The organism is Kitasatospora sp. NPDC096204 (assembly GCF_044763205.1).
GTDB lineage: Bacteria > Actinomycetota > Actinomycetes > Streptomycetales > Streptomycetaceae > Kitasatospora.
Genome location: NZ_JBIWFT010000008.1, coordinates 173,322 through 188,904 on the forward strand (window position 1 = coordinate 173,322; position 15,583 = coordinate 188,904).

At 73.3% G+C, this 15,583-nt stretch carries 17 protein-coding genes; 14 read left to right on the forward strand and 3 right to left on the reverse strand.

Annotation, left to right across the window (positions count from 1 at the left end; translation table 11 throughout):
* Positions 1-27: 27 nt before the first annotated feature.
* Positions 28-942: a polysaccharide deacetylase family protein gene (locus ACIQ87_RS11505; protein ID WP_402405004.1), complete on the reverse strand. Its 915-nt coding sequence runs from the start codon at positions 940-942 to the stop codon at positions 28-30.
* 214 nt (positions 943-1,156) lie between these two features.
* Between ACIQ87_RS11505 and ACIQ87_RS11510 the strand changes: the two genes are divergently transcribed.
* The 3 genes from ACIQ87_RS11510 to ACIQ87_RS11520 all read left to right on the forward strand — a co-directional run bounded on the left by ACIQ87_RS11510 (position 1,157) and on the right by ACIQ87_RS11520 (position 3,298).
* Positions 1,157-2,041 (forward strand): SAM-dependent methyltransferase, encoded by an 885-nt coding sequence (locus tag ACIQ87_RS11510; RefSeq protein ID WP_402405007.1) that lies wholly within the window; start codon positions 1,157-1,159, stop codon positions 2,039-2,041.
* A gap of 150 nt (positions 2,042-2,191) precedes the next feature.
* Positions 2,192-2,746, forward strand: coding sequence for an HD domain-containing protein (locus ACIQ87_RS11515; RefSeq protein ID WP_402405009.1), 555 nt, complete (start codon positions 2,192-2,194; stop codon positions 2,744-2,746).
* A 45-nt stretch (positions 2,747-2,791) separates the two neighbouring features.
* Positions 2,792-3,298 (forward strand): FBP domain-containing protein, encoded by a 507-nt coding sequence (locus ACIQ87_RS11520; RefSeq protein WP_402405011.1) that lies wholly within the window; start codon positions 2,792-2,794, stop codon positions 3,296-3,298.
* A gap of 56 nt (positions 3,299-3,354) precedes the next feature.
* On the opposite strand, the gene ACIQ87_RS11525 is transcribed toward ACIQ87_RS11520, so the two are convergent.
* Both ACIQ87_RS11525 and ACIQ87_RS11530 read right to left on the reverse strand, forming a co-directional pair.
* The gene (locus ACIQ87_RS11525; RefSeq protein WP_402405014.1) at positions 3,355-3,729 is read right to left on the reverse strand and encodes an RNA-binding S4 domain-containing protein; all 375 of its coding nucleotides are present in this window, start codon (positions 3,727-3,729) and stop codon (positions 3,355-3,357) included.
* 39 nt (positions 3,730-3,768) lie between these two features.
* Positions 3,769-4,173, reverse strand: coding sequence for a VOC family protein (locus ACIQ87_RS11530; RefSeq protein WP_402405017.1), 405 nt, complete (start codon positions 4,171-4,173; stop codon positions 3,769-3,771).
* Positions 4,174-4,254: 81 nt separating this feature from the next.
* Between ACIQ87_RS11530 and ACIQ87_RS11535 the strand changes: the two genes are divergently transcribed.
* The 11 genes from ACIQ87_RS11535 to ACIQ87_RS11585 all read left to right on the forward strand — a co-directional run bounded on the left by ACIQ87_RS11535 (position 4,255) and on the right by ACIQ87_RS11585 (position 15,547).
* Entirely contained in the window at positions 4,255-5,466 is a 1,212-nt protein-coding gene (locus ACIQ87_RS11535) for a methyltransferase (RefSeq protein WP_402405020.1), read from the forward strand.
* A gap of 94 nt (positions 5,467-5,560) precedes the next feature.
* Positions 5,561-6,589: an N-acetyl-gamma-glutamyl-phosphate reductase gene (argC, locus tag ACIQ87_RS11540; protein WP_392874573.1), complete on the forward strand. Its 1,029-nt coding sequence runs from the start codon at positions 5,561-5,563 to the stop codon at positions 6,587-6,589.
* On the forward strand, positions 6,586-7,758 hold the full coding sequence (gene argJ, locus ACIQ87_RS11545) for a bifunctional glutamate N-acetyltransferase/amino-acid acetyltransferase ArgJ (RefSeq protein ID WP_402405023.1): 1,173 nt from the start codon (positions 6,586-6,588) through the stop codon (positions 7,756-7,758). Before argC ends, argJ begins: the two co-directional genes overlap by 4 nt.
* A 157-nt stretch (positions 7,759-7,915) precedes the next feature.
* Positions 7,916-8,791 (forward strand): acetylglutamate kinase, encoded by an 876-nt coding sequence (gene argB, locus ACIQ87_RS11550; RefSeq protein ID WP_402405149.1) that lies wholly within the window; start codon positions 7,916-7,918, stop codon positions 8,789-8,791.
* Entirely contained in the window at positions 8,788-10,020 is a 1,233-nt protein-coding gene (locus tag ACIQ87_RS11555; RefSeq protein ID WP_402405026.1) for an acetylornithine transaminase, read from the forward strand. The genes argB and ACIQ87_RS11555 overlap by 4 nt, the downstream gene beginning before the upstream one ends.
* A gap of 23 nt (positions 10,021-10,043) precedes the next feature.
* Positions 10,044-10,592, forward strand: a complete 549-nt coding sequence (locus ACIQ87_RS11560; RefSeq protein ID WP_360343103.1) for an arginine repressor — start codon at positions 10,044-10,046, stop codon at positions 10,590-10,592.
* Positions 10,593-10,706: 114 nt separating this feature from the next.
* Positions 10,707-12,131 carry an argininosuccinate lyase gene (gene argH / locus ACIQ87_RS11565; protein ID WP_402405029.1) on the forward strand — a complete coding sequence of 475 codons (1,425 nt, stop codon included), beginning with the start codon at positions 10,707-10,709 and terminating at the stop codon, positions 12,129-12,131.
* 126 nt (positions 12,132-12,257) lie between these two features.
* On the forward strand, positions 12,258-12,515 hold the full coding sequence (locus ACIQ87_RS11570; RefSeq protein ID WP_392874586.1) for a hypothetical protein: 258 nt from the start codon (positions 12,258-12,260) through the stop codon (positions 12,513-12,515).
* Positions 12,516-12,720: 205 nt separating this feature from the next.
* The gene (locus ACIQ87_RS11575) at positions 12,721-13,233 is read left to right on the forward strand and encodes a GNAT family N-acetyltransferase (protein ID WP_402405032.1); all 513 of its coding nucleotides are present in this window, start codon (positions 12,721-12,723) and stop codon (positions 13,231-13,233) included.
* A 545-nt stretch (positions 13,234-13,778) separates the two neighbouring features.
* On the forward strand, positions 13,779-14,819 hold the full coding sequence (locus tag ACIQ87_RS11580) for a methionine ABC transporter ATP-binding protein (RefSeq protein WP_402405035.1): 1,041 nt from the start codon (positions 13,779-13,781) through the stop codon (positions 14,817-14,819).
* Positions 14,816-15,547, forward strand: coding sequence for a methionine ABC transporter permease (locus tag ACIQ87_RS11585; protein WP_402405038.1), 732 nt, complete (start codon positions 14,816-14,818; stop codon positions 15,545-15,547). Before ACIQ87_RS11580 ends, ACIQ87_RS11585 begins: the two co-directional genes overlap by 4 nt.
* Positions 15,548-15,583 lie beyond the last annotated feature (36 nt).

Genomic DNA, 15,583 nt, shown 5'->3' on the forward strand with positions numbered 1-15,583 from the left:
GCCCGGTCGCCGGGCCCGGGCGGGGGGTCAGGCGCAGAGCTGGCTGGCGGTCACCGGCTTGAGCCCCGCCTTGGCCAGGCCGTCCAGGATCGCGGGCAGCGCGTCCACCGTGCACTGGTGCCCCATGTGCAGTGCCACCACCGAGCCGCCGCGCACCGAGTTCAGCACCCGGCGCTGCAGCTCGGCGGCCGAGGGGTCGTTGTAGTCGCGCGGGTCCACGTCGAAGGACAGCACGTGCTCGTACCCGACCGCCTTGGCCTGCTCGCGCACTATCCGGGTGGCGTACTGGGCGGCGGAGGGGCGGAACCAGCGGCCGATCGAGCCGGTGAGCTTCTGCAGGCGCTCCGCGCACTGGGCGATCTCGGCACGGGCCTGGTCCGGTGTCATGGCCGAGATGTCGAGGTGGTTCTGGGTGTGGTTGCCCAGCTCGTGGCCGCCGTCCAGGATCCGCCGGGCCATCTGCGGCTGCTGGTCGAGCCAGCTGCCGACGACCATCACGGTCAGCCTGGCGCCGCGCTGCTCGGCGATCTCCAGCAGCGCGGTGGCCAGCTTCGGGTCGCCGCTGCCGTGGACGGTGAGCGCCACGTTCCGACCGGTGCGCGGCCCGTACGCGACCTCGACCGGGGTGCCCGGCGCGAGCGGCGGCAGCACTGGCGGGGCCGGCGGGGTGGAGGGCTGGGCGGCGGCCACGGCGGCGGTCGGCTCGCCGTCGGGCCGGGGCTCCGCCGGGGCGGTGGGCGTGGCGGAGGCCGGGCCCTCGCCGCCGCTCCAGGCCGGGTCGGTGGTGTGCTGCGGGTCCACGGTGCCGGGGTGCGCGGCCAGCGCCCCCGGGTCGGCCCGGCGGAGGTTCCCGGTGCCGCAGGCGCTGAGCAGGCCGCCCGCGGCGGCGAGGGCGGCGAGGCGGACGGTGGAGCGCAGTACGGTGCGGCGGTCGGCAGTCATCGGCAGCCAGCATAGAGAGGACGGCTCCGGCGGGCGATCCGGTCCGTCCGGTCGGCGGGACCGGCCTTGACGTGCACACACTCCGTCACCGGCAATTGCGTAAACCTGAACTCCCGCTGTTTCCGCGCCGTATCTATGGATACGATCACCGCGCGCCGCGTGTCGACGGGCGGTGGCCAAACTCTTCCGGTAGTGCGCATTGGGGGCGGACAGGATGTACGAGGACGGCGCGGCGATCGGCCGGGGTACGGACACCGAGTGGGACTGGGCCAGAACCGACGACTGGCAGCCGCCGAGCGAGCTGGACACCGGCGTCCCGCACACCGCCCGGATGTACGACTACTACCTCGGCGGCAAGGACAACTTCGAGGCCGACCGCAAGGCCGCCCAGGCCGCGATAGCCGCCTACCCCGCGCTGCCGCTGCTGGCCCGCACCAACCGGCAGTTCCTCGGCCGCGCCGTGGAGTTCGTGGCGAGCCGGGGCGTGCGCCAGTTCGTCGACATCGGCACCGGCATCCCGGCCGTCGGCTCCACCAGCGAGGTCGCCCAGCGGGTCGCCCCGGACGCCCGGGTGGTGTACGTGGACAACGACCCGATCGTCGCCACCCACGCCCGCGCCCTGCTGGCGAGCCACCCCGCCGGGCACACCTCGGTGATCGAGGCCGACCTGCGGGACCCGGCCGCGATCCTCGGCCACCCCGCGCTGGCCGGCGCCGTCGACCTCTCCCAGCCGGTCGCGCTGATGCTCGTCGCCGTGCTGCACTTCATCCGGGACGAGGAGGGCGCCCGGCAGGTCGTCCGCACCCTGCGCGACGCGCTCGCCCCCGGCAGCGCGCTGATCCTCTCCCACGGCAGCCCGGACTTCGCCTCCCGCGAGAGCGCCTCCGAGGGCACCCGCATCTACCGCAGCGCCAGCGCCCCGCTCGTGCTGCGCCCCCGCGCCGGCGTCGAGTCCTTCTTCGGCGACTTCGAGTTCGCCGGCCCCGGGCTCGTCCAGCTCCCGCTCTGGCGCCCCACCGCGGGCCACGTCCCCACCACCGAGCTCCCCGAGGGCTGGCAGGACGTGTCGGCGTACGCCGGTGTCGCCTTCAAGAAGTGACCGCAGGCGGCCTCCCGTAGCTCTCTCGGTCGGCCGATCAGGTCGGCCGCTCAGGTCCGGTCCCGGCGCCCCCCTCCTGCACCGGGACCGGACCGTCGAAGCCTACGGACCCCCACTGACAGTCCCTCACCGTCCCGGCTACCCTGCGGCGTGACCGCCACCGCCCTGCCGCCGCTGCCCCCGGACGTCGCCGACCTGCTGCGTGCCCTCGACGCCCCGCCCCGCCTGGTCGCCCACCTCGCCCTGGTGCACCAGGTGGCCGAGGAGATCACCGGGTTCTGCGCCCGCGAGGGCCTGGTCTTCGACCGCGAGGCCGTCCTCTACGGCGCCGCCACCCACGACATCGGCAAGACCGTCCACCCCGAGGAGCTCTCCGCCCCCGGCTCCCGGCACGAGCCCGCCGGACACGCCCTGCTGCTCGCCCATGGCGTCCCCGAGCACCTCGCCCGCTTCGCCCGCACCCACGCGAGCTGGGACGGCCCCGGAGTCACCGTCGAGTCACTGCTGGTCAGCCTGGCCGACAAGGCCTGGAAGGACAAGCGGGTCCGGGACCTGGAGGACCTGGTGGTCGAGCGCCTCGCCGCCGCCGGCGGGCGGGAGCGCTGGGAGGTCTTCCTCGCCCTGGACGACCTGCTCACCCGGATCGGCGAGGAGGCCCCGCGCCGGCTCGCCGTCCAGGCCGCCCACCCGGTGCGGACCGGGTGAAAATGGGCGCGACACGGCCGGTCGGCGGGTGTTAGCTTCCGCGGCATGGAATCCCTGGGTGAGAACGAGATCCGTGCGTCCTTCGTCAACTGCTCCAAGGGCGAGGCCCGTCGGCTCAACCTGCCCCGGGGCCTGGCCGAACTGCCCTGGGAGCACCTGGACTTCCTCGGCTGGCGGGACCAGGGCGCGCCCGACCGGGCGTACCTGGTGGCGCCGTACGGGGGCGAGCTGGTCGGCGTGACGCTGCGCTCGTCGGTGATCCGGCGCAGCCTGACCAAGACCAACGTGTGCTCGCTGTGCATCACCGCGCACGCCGGGTCCGGGGTGGCGCTGCTCGCCGCCCGCCGGGCCGGGGCGGCCGGGCGCGAGGGCAACACGGTCGGCACCTACATCTGCGCCGACCTCGCCTGCTCGCTCTACGTGCGCGGGCTGAAGAAGTCCACCCTGGTCACCCGGCCCGACGAGTCGCTGCCGCTGGAGCTGCAGATCGGCCGTACGGTGGCCAACCTCGACGGCTTCCTCGCCAAGGTGCTCGCGACCGCGGCCGCGTAACGGCTCCGCGGCTTTTCGCGTCCGGGCCCCCGCACCCGGGGCCGCTCGGCGCCCGCTCAGTGCCCGCGCAGCTGGTCCAGCTCGCGGCGTTCCCGCTTGGTCGGCCGCCCGGCCCCGCGGTCCCGGGTTCCGGCCGCCGCGACGAACTCGCGCGGCGGCCGCGGCGGGCTGTTGTCGACCAGGCACTCCGCCGCGACCGCGGCGCCGACCCGCTTGCGGATCAACTGCCGCACCACCACGACCCGCTCGTACCCCTCCTCGCGGACCCGCACCTCGTCCCCGGGCTTCAGCGCCTGCGCCGGCTTGGCCCGCTCGCCGTTCACCTTGACGTGCCCGGCGCGGCAGGCAGCCGCCGCCAGCGCCCGCGTCTTGACCAGCCGGACCGACCAGATCCAGCTGTCCACCCGCACGCTTCCCTCGTGTTCAGCCATCCTCGGAGCCTACCCAAGGCCGCCCGGGGCCGGTCCGCCCTACGCGGCGCGCGGCGCCTCCTGCACCGCCCAGCCGTTCCCGTCCGGGTCGTTGAAGAACACGAAGTTGTTCCAGGCCTCGCCGTGCCCGTCCACCCGGCCCCCCGCCACGAAGTGCTGGACCGGGCTGACCTGCACGCCCCGCGCCTGCAGCTCGGCGTGCGCCCGCTCGATGTCCGGTACCACCAGCTGGAGGCCCTTGACCGATCCGGGCGGCGAGTCGATCACCCCCTTGCCCACCACGATCGAGCAGGGCGAGCCGGGGGGCGTCAGCTGGACCACCCGGACCCCGTCCCGCAGCAGGGTGTCGTGGTTGACGGTGAACCCGGCCTGCTCCTCGTAGAAGAGCTTCGAGCGGTCCACGTCGGACACCGGGACCACCACGACTTCGAGTTTCCACTCCATCGCCCTCACCCCTCTCGGTCGGGCCCTTCCAGTATCCGTCCGTAATCGCCGCCGGGAGCCGTCGGATAGCCTGAGAACACGATGAATCCCCAGACCACGCCCGCCGCGACCCCGCCGGACACCGCATTCGCCACCCCGTGGGGCACCTTCGAACTCACCCGCTTCCCCGAGGATCCGCGCGAGCGGCTGCGGGCCTGGGACGCCGCCGACGAGTACCTGCTGCGCCACCTCGCGGGCGAGGCGGACAGCGCGGCCGGCGCCGCGACCGGGCTGGCCGACCGCACGGTCGCCGTTCTCGGCGACCGCTGGGGCGCGCTGACCACCGCGCTCGCCGACTGCCGACCGTTCCAGATCACCGACTCCCACCTCGGCCGGCGGGCCACCCTGGCCAACCTGGCCCGGGCCGGCGCCGCCGTCGACGAGTCCCGGCTGCTCACCACCCGGGACACCCCGCCGGAGCGGATCGACGTGCTGCTGGTGCGCGTCCCCAAGAGCCTGGCCCTGCTGGAGGACCAGCTGCACCGGCTCGCCCCCGCCCTCCACGAGGACACGGTGGTGATCGGTGCCGGCATGGTCACCGAGATCCACACCTCCACGCTCCGGCTCTTCGAGCGGATCCTCGGCCCGACCCGCACCTCGCTGGCCGCCCGCAAGGCCCGGCTGATCTTCTGCACCCCCGACCGGGCGCTCGACGCCGGCCCCAACCCGTGGCCGCACCGCTACGCGCTGCCTCCGGACATCGGGCCCGTCTCCGGTCGTACCGTCGTCAACCACGCGGGCACCTTCTGCGCCGACCGGCTGGACATCGGCACCCGCTTCCTCCTCGCCCACCTGCCCGTCCCCGCCCCGGGTGCCCGCGTGGTGGACCTCGGCTGCGGCAACGGCGTGGTCGGTACGGCCGCCGCGCTGGCCGGGCCCGGCGCGGAGCTGGTGTTCGTGGACGAGTCGCACCAGGCGGTGGCCTCCGCCGAGGAGACCTTCCGCACCAACCTGGGCCCGGACGCCCCGGCCGAGTTCCTGACCGCCGACGCCCTGGCCGCGGACGCGGTGGCGGCCGGCTCGGTGGACCTGGTGCTCAACAACCCGCCGTTCCACTCCCACCAGGCCACCACCGACGCCACCGCCTGGCGGATGTTCACCGGCGCCAAGCGGGCGCTGCGGCCCGGCGGGGAACTCTGGGTGGTCGGCAACCGCCACCTCGGCTACCACGTCAAGCTGCGCCGCCTCTTCGGCAACTGCCGACTCGTCGCCGGGAACCCCAAGTTCGTGGTGCTGCGAGCCGTCAAGCGCTGATCCCGCCACCCCGCCCCGGCGGGGATCCGGCGCGAACTCCTTGCATGAATTTTCCACCACGCGTATATTCATGCCAAGACGAAGGAGGAACGCCATGGCATTGCGAGTCGCCGTCGCCGGCGCGAGCGGTTATGCGGGCGGCGAGGTGCTGCGCCTGCTGCTCGGCCACCCGGAGGTGGAGATCGGGGCGCTGACCGGCGGCTCGAACGCGGGCACCAGGCTGGGCACGCTCCAGCCGCACCTCCTCCCGCTCGCCGACCGCGTCCTCGAGGCCACCACCCCCGAGGTGCTGGCCGACCACGACGTGGTGTTCCTGGCCCTGCCGCACGGTCAGTCCGCGGCCGTCGCCGAGGAACTCGGCCCGAACGTCCTGGTGATCGACTGCGGGGCCGACTTCCGGCTCAAGGCCGCCACCGACTGGGAGCAGTTCTACGGCTCCGCGCACGCCGGCACCTGGCCCTACGGCCTGCCCGAACTCCCCGGCCACCGCGCCGCGTTGAAGGGCAGCAACCGGATCGCCGTACCCGGCTGCTACCCGACGGCCGTCTCCCTCGCGCTGTTCCCCGCGTACGCCGCGCAGCTCGCCGAACCGGAGGCCGTGGTGGTCGCCGCCTCCGGCACCTCCGGTGCCGGCAAGGCCGCCAAGCCGCACCTGCTGGGCAGCGAGGTGATGGGCAGCGTCAGCCCGTACGGCGTCGGCGGCGTCCACCGGCACACCCCGGAGATGGCCCAGAACCTCTCCCCGCTGGCGGGCGAGCCGGTCACCGTCTCCTTCACCCCCACCCTCGTCCCGATGCCGCGCGGCATCCTCGCCACCTGCTCGGCCAAGGCCAGGCCCGGGGTGACGGCGCAGAGCCTGCGCGCCGCGTACGCCGAGGCGTTCGCGGACGAGCCCTTCGTCCACCTGCTGCCCGAGGGGCAGTGGCCGCAGACCAGCAGCGTCTACGGCGCCAACACCGCCCTGGTCCAGGTCGCCCTGGACGCCGCCGCCGGGCGGATCATCGCGATCAGCGCGATCGACAACCTGGTCAAGGGCACCGCCGGCGGCGCGGTGCAGAGCATGAACATCGCCCTCGGTCTGCCCGAGGAGCTCGGCCTTCCCGTGAACGGAGTCGCACCGTGAGCAAGAGCACGAACGTCGGAGTGACCGCCGCCAAGGGCTTCCGGGCCGCCGGCGTGACCGCGGGCATCAAGGCCTCCGGCACCCCCGACCTCGCCCTGGTGGTCAACGACGGTCCTTCGCTCGCCGCGGCCGGCGTCTTCACCGCCAACCGGGTCAAGGCGGCGCCGGTGCTCTGGTCCGAGCAGGTCCTCAAGGGCGGCCTGGTCTCCGCCGTCGTCCTCAACTCCGGTGGCGCCAACGCCTGCACCGGCCCGCTCGGCTTCCAGGACACCCACGCCACCGCGGAGAAGGTCGCCGCGGAGCTGGGCCTGAACGCGGGCGAGGTCGCCGTCGCCTCCACCGGCCTGATCGGCGTACGGCTGCCGATGGACATCCTGCTCCCCGGGGTCGCGCTCGCCGCCGGCGAGCTCGGCGAGGACGGCGGCGAGGCCGCCGCGATCGCCATCAAGACCACCGACACGGTGCACAAGACCGCCCAGTACACCAGCCCGGCCGGCTGGACGGTCGGCGGCATGGCGAAGGGCGCGGGCATGCTCGCCCCGAGCCTCGCCACCATGCTGGTCGTCCTCACCACCGACGCCGACCTGGACAGCGCCGCCCTGGACATCGCGCTGCGCGGTGCTACCCGCACCACCTTCGACCGGATCGACTCCGACGGCTGCATGTCGACCAACGACACCGTGCTGCTGCTCGCCTCCGCCGCCTCCGGCGTCACCCCGGAGCAGGCCGAGTTCGCCGAGGCCGTCCGCACGGTCAGCGCCGACCTGGCCCGCCAGCTGATCGGCGACGCCGAGGGCGCGAGCAAGGAGATCCGGATCGACGTCACCGGTGCCGCCACCGAGGACGAGGCGGTCGAGGTCGCCCGGACGATCAGCCGCAACAACCTGCTCAAGTGCGCCATCCACGGCGAGGACCCCAACTGGGGCCGGGTGCTGGCCGCGATCGGCACCACCTCCGCCGCCTTCGACCCGAACGAGCTGGACGTCGCCATCAACGGCGTCTGGGTGTGCAGGGCCGGCGGCGTGGGCGAGGACCGCGACCTGGTGGACATGAAGGGCCGCGAGGTCGTCATCACCGCGAACCTCAACGCCGGCCCGGCGGGCGCCACGCTGTGGACCAACGACCTGACGGCCGACTACGTCCACGAGAACAGCGCCTACTCGACCTGACCGGCGTCACTTCGTCCGCGACACCCCGAGTCGCGACACCCGATCCGCGACATCCTCCCCCAGCCTCCGGCCGGGGGACCCCCATTGACGAGGGAAACCCGTGCAGATCGCACCCAAGGGCGAACAGGCCCGCAACAACACCGCGTTGCCCAAGGCCATGACGCTGATCGAGGCGCTCCCGTGGCTGGAGCGCTTCCACGGCAAGACCGTCGTGATCAAGTTCGGCGGCAACGCCATGGTGGACGAAGGCCTCAAGGCCGCCTTCGCCCAGGACGTCGTCTTCCTCCGCTACGCCGGTCTGCACCCCGTCGTGGTGCACGGCGGCGGCCCCCAGATCAGCGCCCAACTCGACCGGCTGGGCCTGGAGTCGAGCTTCACCAACGGTCTGCGGGTCACCACCCCGGAGACCATGGACGTGGTCCGGATGGTGCTGGCCGGCCAGGTGCAGCGCGAGCTGGTCGGCCTGCTCAACGAGCACGGCCCGTTCGCCGTCGGCATGACCGGCGAGGACGCCCACACCATGACGGCGGTCAAGCGCTACGCGGTGGTGGACGGCGAGCAGGTCGACATCGGCCTGGTCGGCGACATCGTCAACATCGAGGCCGGCGCGGTGAAGGCGATGATCGCCGACGGCCGGATCCCGGTCATCTCCTCGATCGCCCGCGGCGCCGACGGCCACGTCTACAACATCAACGCGGACACCGCCGCCTCCGCGCTCGCGGTCGCGCTCGGCGCCGAGATGCTCGTCGTCCTCACCGACGTCGAGGGCCTCTACAAGGACTGGCCGAACTCCGACGACGTGATCAGCCAGCTCACCGCGACCGAGCTGGAGGAGCTGCTGCCCGACCTGGCCAGCGGCATGCTCCCCAAGATGGAGGGCTGCCTGCGGGCCGTCCGTTCCGGCGTGGGCACCGCCCGCGTGCTGGACGGCCGGGTCCAGCACAGCCTGCTGCTGGAGATCTTCACCGACGAGGGAATCGGCACGATGGTCGTGCCGGACGACGAGACGACCGTGATCGGGGGACTGGCATGACCGGCACGACCGGCGGCACCGGAGCGACCCACAACGAGCAGTTCACCGAGCGGTGGCAGCACTCCTTCACCGACAACTACGGCACCCCCCGCATCCCGCTGGTGCGCGGCGAGGGCAGCAAGCTCTGGGACGCCGACGGCAAGGAGTACACCGACCTGCTCGGCGGCATCGCCGTCAACGCCCTGGGCACCGCCCACCCGGCCGTCGTCGAGGCGGTGAGCAGGCAGATCGCCACCCTCGGCCACGTCTCCAACCTCTTCATGGCCGAGCCCACCATCGCCCTCGCCGAGCGGCTGCTGGAGCTGGACGGCCGCCCCGGCGGCCGGGTGTTCTTCTGCAACTCCGGTGCCGAGGCCAACGAGGCCGCCTTCAAGATCAGCCGGCGGACCGGCCGCACCCACCTGGTCGCCCTCCAGGGCGCCTTCCACGGCCGCACCATGGGCGCCCTCGCGCTCACCGGCCAGCCCGCCAAGCAGGACCCGTTCCGCCCGCTGCCCGGCGACGTCACCCACGTCCCGTTCGGCGACGTCGAGGCGCTGCGCGCGGCCGTCACCACCGAGACCGCGGCCGTCTTCCTGGAGCCGGTCCAGGGCGAGAACGGCGCGATCCCGCTGCCGGACGGCTACCTGAAGGCCGCCCGCGAGATCACCCGGGCCACCGGCACCCTGCTGGTCCTGGACGAGATCCAGACCGGCGTCGGCCGCACCGGCCACTGGTTCGCCCACCAGGCGTACGAGGGCGTGGAGCCGGACGTCGTCACCCTGGCCAAGGCGCTCGGCGGCGGCCTGCCGATGGGCGCGGTGCTCGCCTTCGGGCCGGCCGCCGAGCTGCTCACCCCGGGTCAGCACGGCACCACTTTCGGCGGAAACCCGGTGGCCGCCGCGGCCGGGCTCGCGGTGCTGGACACCATCGAGTCCGAGGGCCTGCTGGAGCACGTCCGCAAGCTCGGCGAGCGGCTGCGCGACGGCGTCGAGGCGCTCGGCGACCCGCTGGTCTCGCACGTGCGCGGGGCGGGCCTGCTGCTCGGCATCGTGCTCACCGAGCCGGTCTCGGCCAAGGTCCAGGCCGTCGCCCAGGAGGCGGGCTTCCTGGTCAACGCGGCCGTCCCGGACGCCGTCCGGCTGGCCCCGCCGCTGGTGCTGACCGAGCAGGAGGCGGACGCCTTCCTGGCCGCGCTGCCGGGCATCCTCCGGACGGTGCGCGAGGGCGCCCCGGCCGATGCGAGTTGACCGTCGTCCGGGAGAATATTCACATGACCGCTTCCCACTCCGGCCCGTCCGCCACCGGCCCGACGCCGCAGGTCCCGCAGACCCGCACCGCGCGCCACCGGCGGATCGTGGACCTGCTCACCCGCCAGCCCGTGCGTTCGCAGAGCCAGCTCGCCAAGCTGCTCGCCGACGACGGACTCGTGGTCACCCAGGCCACCCTCTCCCGGGACCTGGACGAGCTGGGCGCGGTCAAGATCCGCAACCGGGACGGCGCGCTGATCTACGCCGTCCCGGCGGAGGGCGGCGACCGCACGCCGCGCGCGCCGATGGGGGAGTCGGCCAGCGAGGGCCGGATGGCCCGGCTGGCCGGCGAGCTCATGGTCTCCGCGACGGCCTCCGGCAACCTGGTGGTGCTGCGCACCCCGCCGGGCGCCGCCCAGTTCCTGGCCTCGGCGATCGACCAGGCCGAGGTGTTCGAGATCATCGGCACCATCGCCGGCGACGACACCGTGCTGCTGATCAGCCGGGACCCGGCCGGCGGCCAGGCGCTCGCCGACCACCTCATGCAACTCGCCCAGGCGAAGGCGCAGTAGCGTTCCGACCCGAAGAACCCCGGCCCGACGGAGACCGTCCGGCCGGGGTTTGTTTTTCATACGGTGTCGTGCATACTTATGCCATCCACTGCACATCCATGAAGGAGCCACGCGATGACCGCCGAGCAGTCCTCCGACGTCCGCCTCTGGGGCGCGCGCTTCGCCGACGGCCCGTCCGAGGCGCTGGCCAGGCTTTCGGCCTCGGTCCACTTCGACTGGCGCCTCGCGCCGTACGACATCGCCGGCTCCAAGGCCCACGCCCGGGTCCTGCACAAGGCGGGCCTGCTCTCCGACGAGGAACTGGCCGGCATGCTGGCCGGCCTGGACCGGCTGCTCGCCGACGTCGAGGCGGGCACCTTCACCGGCACCGTCGCCGACGAGGACGTGCACACCGCCCTGGAGCGCGGCCTGCTGGAGCGCCTCGGCCCCGACCTCGGCGGCAAGCTGCGGGCCGGACGCTCGCGCAACGACCAGATCGCCACCCTGTTCCGGATGTACCTGCGGGACCACGCGAAGACCATCGGCGGCCTGCTGCTCGACCTCCAGCAGGCCCTGGTCGGCCTCGCCGAGGCGCACCCCGACACCGCGATGCCGGGCCGTACCCACCTCCAGCACGCCCAGCCGGTGCTCTTCGCCCACCACGTCCTCGCGCACGTGCAGGCCCTCGGCCGGGACGCCGAGCGGCTGCGCCAGTGGGACGCCCGCACCGCCGTCTCGCCGTACGGCTCCGGCGCGCTGGCCGGCTCCTCGCTCGGCCTCGACCCGCAGGCCGTCGCCGCCGACCTCGGCTTCGAGGGCGGCTCGGTCGGCAACTCCATCGACGGCACCGCCTCGCGCGACTTCGTCGCCGAGTTCGCCTTCGTGACCGCGATGATCGGCGTCAACCTCTCCCGGATCGCGGAGGAGGTGATCATCTGGAACACCAAGGAGTTCGGCTTCATCACGCTGCACGACGCCTTCTCCACCGGCTCCTCGATCATGCCGCAGAAGAAGAACCCGGACATCGCCGAGCTCGCCCGCGGCAAGTCCGGCCGGCTGATCGGCAACCTGACCGGCCTGCTGGCCACCCTCAAGGCGCTGCCGCTCGCCTACAACCGGGATCTCCAGGAGGACAAGGAGCCGGTCTTCGACTCCTGCGACACGCTGGAGGTGCTGCTGCCCGCGTTCACCGGGATGATGGCCACCCTCACCGTGCACCGGGAGCGGCTGGAGGAGCTGGCCCCGGCCGGCTTCTCGCTCGCCACCGACATCGCCGAGTGGCTGGTCAAGCAGGGCGTGCCGTTCCGGGTCGCGCACGAGGTGGCCGGCGCCTGCGTCAAGGTCTGCGAGGCCGAGGGCATCGAGCTGTCCGACCTGACGGACGGGCAGTTCGCCGCGATCTCCGGGCACCTGACGCCCGAGGTGCGCTCGGTGCTCAACGTCCACGGAGCCATCGCCGCCCGCAACGGGCGCGGCGGAACCGCCCCCTCGGCGGTCGCGGTCCAGCTCGCCGAGGTGAAGGCGGACCTGGCGCGGCAGCAGGAGTGGTCGCGGGGCTGAGCCCCGACCCGGGGCTGATCCCCGGCGCGACGGGGGAGGGGCGCGGCGGTCCGACCGGCGCGCCCCTCCCGCGTCCGCGCCTCGGCCCGGGCGTAACCGGCCCCGTCCGGGACCGTCATGCACGGTGTGTGCACCGCCCTTCCACCCGTCCCCTCCGCCGAGGACGTCTACCTCGCCGAACACCGGCGCCGCGTGGTCCGCGAGACCGTCGCCGCCCTGCCCGGCCGCTGCCCGCAGCTGATCGCCGCGCTCGCCGAGGACCCGCCGCCCACCTACCGTGAGCTCTCCGAGCGGCTCGACATGCCGCGCGGGTCGATCGGCCCCACCCGTTCCCGCTGCCTGGCCTGCCTGCGGATGCTGCTCCACGCGGAGCGGTACCCCTGAGCGCGGGACCGTACGGCCCGGCGCGCCGCGCGCGGCCCGGCTGGTGACCCTTCTCACGTCCGCCCCCGCGAAGGTTGAGCGGAGCTGACACCCGGGTAGAGCGCTGGCGAACGCAGCTCTTGACGGTGGCGCGATCGCTCGGATACTGAGCGTGAGCGCGTCACCCTCTGCGCGCCGGGCACGACGACTGGGGAGGCCCCTCCACATGGGCATGAGCGTGATCATCTCGGCTGCTGAGGCCGAGGACGCGGAGCAGATCCTCAAGCTCCAGTACCTCGGCTACCAGCCCGAGGCCGAGCTGTACGGCGACTGGGCGATCGAGCCCCTGACGCAGAGCCTGGAGAGCCTGCGCGCCGAGCTGTCCGAGCAGCACGTCCTGGTGGCCCGGCTGGGCGACGAGGTGGTCGGCACCGTCCGCGGCCGGGTCGGCGCCGACGGTGTCGCCCGGATAGGGTGCCTGGTCGTCCACCCGCGGATGCAGCGCCACGGCCTCGGCGGTCGCCTGCTGGACGCGCTGGAGCGCCGCATGGCCCAGGATGGCCCGGTGAGCGCCTACCGGCTGTTCACCGGCCACCGCAGCCTCGGCAACCTGCGGCTGTACGCTCGACAGGGGTACCGGCAGACCGAGGTCGAGCAGGTCAACAGCCGGCTGAGCTTCGTCCATCTGGAGAAGCCCGCCGCGACCGCGACCGCGACCGCGCTCGCCGCGACGGCCTGAGCCCGTCGCCCCGCGTACGCCTCCCGGCGCCGCCACCATCCGGACCACCGGTGGCGGCGCCGAGTCGTGTTTCCGCAGGTAGCGGCGTCGCATGTCCGCATTGCGGACAGCTCGGCCAAAAGATTGGGCGGAATTCGACCCATCTGTTTTACTGGCTCACATGACTGCGACGACGAACTGGACCCCCACCGGCACCCTGCCGGCAGGTGAGCGTGCCATGTGTCGTCGAATGTGTCACTGCTGAGGGCCACCGCCCCCGGCACCCGTTGAGGGTGCCTCCCCCTCGCGCCCCGAAGCGAGACCCCGGCGCCGCTCCCGCCCGTGCGAGCGCGCCGTTCCTCCCGGACCCCTCCCTTGGCCGTGCCCGCCCACCCGCGGGCCGGGTGACCCGTCAGGGCAGCGCCGTCGCGCGGCCCGGCCCGGCCACGGCCACGATCGAGGGAGTCGAGTCCGGATCCCTCCGGCGCAGCGCCGTGACGCCGTCGACCGCACACCGGTCGGACGGTCGATCCACGCCGCCCGCCCCCGACCCACGGAAAGCCGCTGTGATCACCACCACGGACCTGACGAAGGTCTACCGTTCCCGAGGCCGCGAGGTGAGCGCCCTCGCCGGCGTCGACCTGCACGTCCGCCCGGGCGAGGTCTACGGAGTCGTCGGCACCAGCGGTGCCGGCAAGTCCACCCTCATCCGCTGCGTGAACATGCTGGAGCGCCCGACCTCCGGCACGGTCACCGTGGACGGGCTCGAGCTCACCGCGCTGTCCGGCGGCGAGAACCGGGCCGGCAAGGAGCTGCGCGAGGCCCGCCGCCGGATCGGCATGGTCTTCCAGCACTTCAACCTGCTCTCCTCGCGGACCGTGCAGCAGAACGTCGAACTCCCGCTGGAGATCGTCGGACTGGACCGCACCGAGCGCCGCCGCAAGGCCGCCGAACTGCTCGACCTGGTCGGCCTCGGCGACAAGGCCCGCAGCTACCCCCACCAGCTCTCCGGCGGCCAGAAGCAGCGCGTCGGCATCGCCCGGGCACTGGCCGGCGACCCCAAGGTGCTGCTCTCCGACGAGGCCACCTCGGCGCTCGACCCGGAGACCACCCGTTCGATCCTCAAGCTGCTGCGCGACCTCAACCAGCAGCTGGGCCTCACCGTCCTGCTGATCACCCACGAGATGGACGTCATCAAGTCCGTCTGCGACTCCGCCGCCCTGATGCGCGGCGGCCGGGTGGTCGAGTCCGGCGAACTCACCGACCTGCTGGCCCAGCCCGGTTCGGAGCTGGCCCGCGAGCTGTTCCCGCTCGGCGAGTTCGGCATCGGCCGCCCCGCCTCCACCGTGGTGGAGATCACCTTCCAGGGCGACAGCTCGGCCCAGCCGTTCGTCTCCCAGCTCGCCCGCACCTACCAGATCGACATCAACATCCTCGGCGCCGCGGTGGAGACCATCGCCGGCCGGACGGTCGGCCGGATGCGGGTCGAGCTGCCCGGCAGCCACCAGGACAACGTGGTGCCGATCGGCTACCTGCGCGAGCAGGGCCTGCAGGTGGCCGTCCTCGACTCGGACGGCGTCGGTGTGACGAACGGAGCGGTGGCATGACCTGGGACCAGATGCGGGAGCTGATGTGGCCCGCCACCGTGGAGACCTTCCAGATGGTCGGCGTGTCGACCGTCTGCACCGTCCTCCTCGGACTGCCCCTCGGCATCCTGCTGGTGCTCACCTCCAAGGGCGGGGTGCTCCAGAACCAGCCGGTGAACAAGGTGCTCGGCGCGGTCGTGAACCTCACGCGCTCGATGCCGTTCATCATCCTGATGATCGCGCTGATCTCCTTCACCCGCTGGGTGACCGGCAACTCGCTCGGCTGGCAGGCGGCCACCGTGCCGCTGACCGTCGGCGCGATCCCGTTCTTCGCCCGGCTGGTCGAGACCTCCGTCCGTGAGGTCGACCGCGGCCTGGTCGAGGCCGTCCACGCGATGGGCGGCGGCACCTGGACCCTGGTCCGCAAGGTGCTGGTCCCCGAGGCCCTCCCCGGCATCGTCGCCTCCGTCACCACCACGGTCATCGCGCTGATCGGCTACTCCGCGATGGCCGGCACCGTCGGCGGCGGCGGCCTCGGCGACCTGGCCTACCGGTACGGCTACCTGCGGTTCGAGACCACCTTCATGTGGATCATCGTGGCGGAGATCGCGGTCATCGTCACCGTGATCCAGCTGGCCGGCGACTACGCCGTGCGCCGGCTGGGCAACCGCGGCCACGGCGGCGGACGCACCCGACTGCTGCGCAACCGCCCCGCCGCCCCCGCCGACGAGGACCTCGTCGCCCCCTAGACCTTCCCCCCGTCCGACCCGGACGCGGCTCCCCGT

Bases quoted from the DNA above. Each gene is read 5' to 3' on its own strand.
- ACIQ87_RS11505 (WP_402405004.1), bottom strand. From the start codon at position 942: ATGACTGCCGACCGCCGCACCGTACTGCGCTCCACCGTCCGCCTCGCC.
- ACIQ87_RS11510 (WP_402405007.1), top strand. From the start codon at position 1,157: ATGTACGAGGACGGCGCGGCGATCGGCCGGGGTACGGACACCGAGTGG.
- ACIQ87_RS11520 (WP_402405011.1), top strand. From the start codon at position 2,792: ATGGAATCCCTGGGTGAGAACGAGATCCGTGCGTCCTTCGTCAACTGC.
- ACIQ87_RS11525 (WP_402405014.1), bottom strand. From the start codon at position 3,729: ATGGCTGAACACGAGGGAAGCGTGCGGGTGGACAGCTGGATCTGGTCG.
- ACIQ87_RS11530 (WP_402405017.1), bottom strand. From the start codon at position 4,173: ATGGAGTGGAAACTCGAAGTCGTGGTGGTCCCGGTGTCCGACGTGGAC.
- ACIQ87_RS11535 (WP_402405020.1), top strand. From the start codon at position 4,255: ATGAATCCCCAGACCACGCCCGCCGCGACCCCGCCGGACACCGCATTC.
- argC (WP_392874573.1), top strand. From the start codon at position 5,561: ATGGCATTGCGAGTCGCCGTCGCCGGCGCGAGCGGTTATGCGGGCGGC.
- argB (WP_402405149.1), top strand. From the start codon at position 7,916: ATGACGCTGATCGAGGCGCTCCCGTGGCTGGAGCGCTTCCACGGCAAG.
- ACIQ87_RS11555 (WP_402405026.1), top strand. From the start codon at position 8,788: ATGACCGGCACGACCGGCGGCACCGGAGCGACCCACAACGAGCAGTTC.
- ACIQ87_RS11560 (WP_360343103.1), top strand. From the start codon at position 10,044: ATGACCGCTTCCCACTCCGGCCCGTCCGCCACCGGCCCGACGCCGCAG.
- argH (WP_402405029.1), top strand. From the start codon at position 10,707: ATGACCGCCGAGCAGTCCTCCGACGTCCGCCTCTGGGGCGCGCGCTTC.
- ACIQ87_RS11575 (WP_402405032.1), top strand. From the start codon at position 12,721: ATGGGCATGAGCGTGATCATCTCGGCTGCTGAGGCCGAGGACGCGGAG.
- ACIQ87_RS11585 (WP_402405038.1), top strand. From the start codon at position 14,816: ATGACCTGGGACCAGATGCGGGAGCTGATGTGGCCCGCCACCGTGGAG.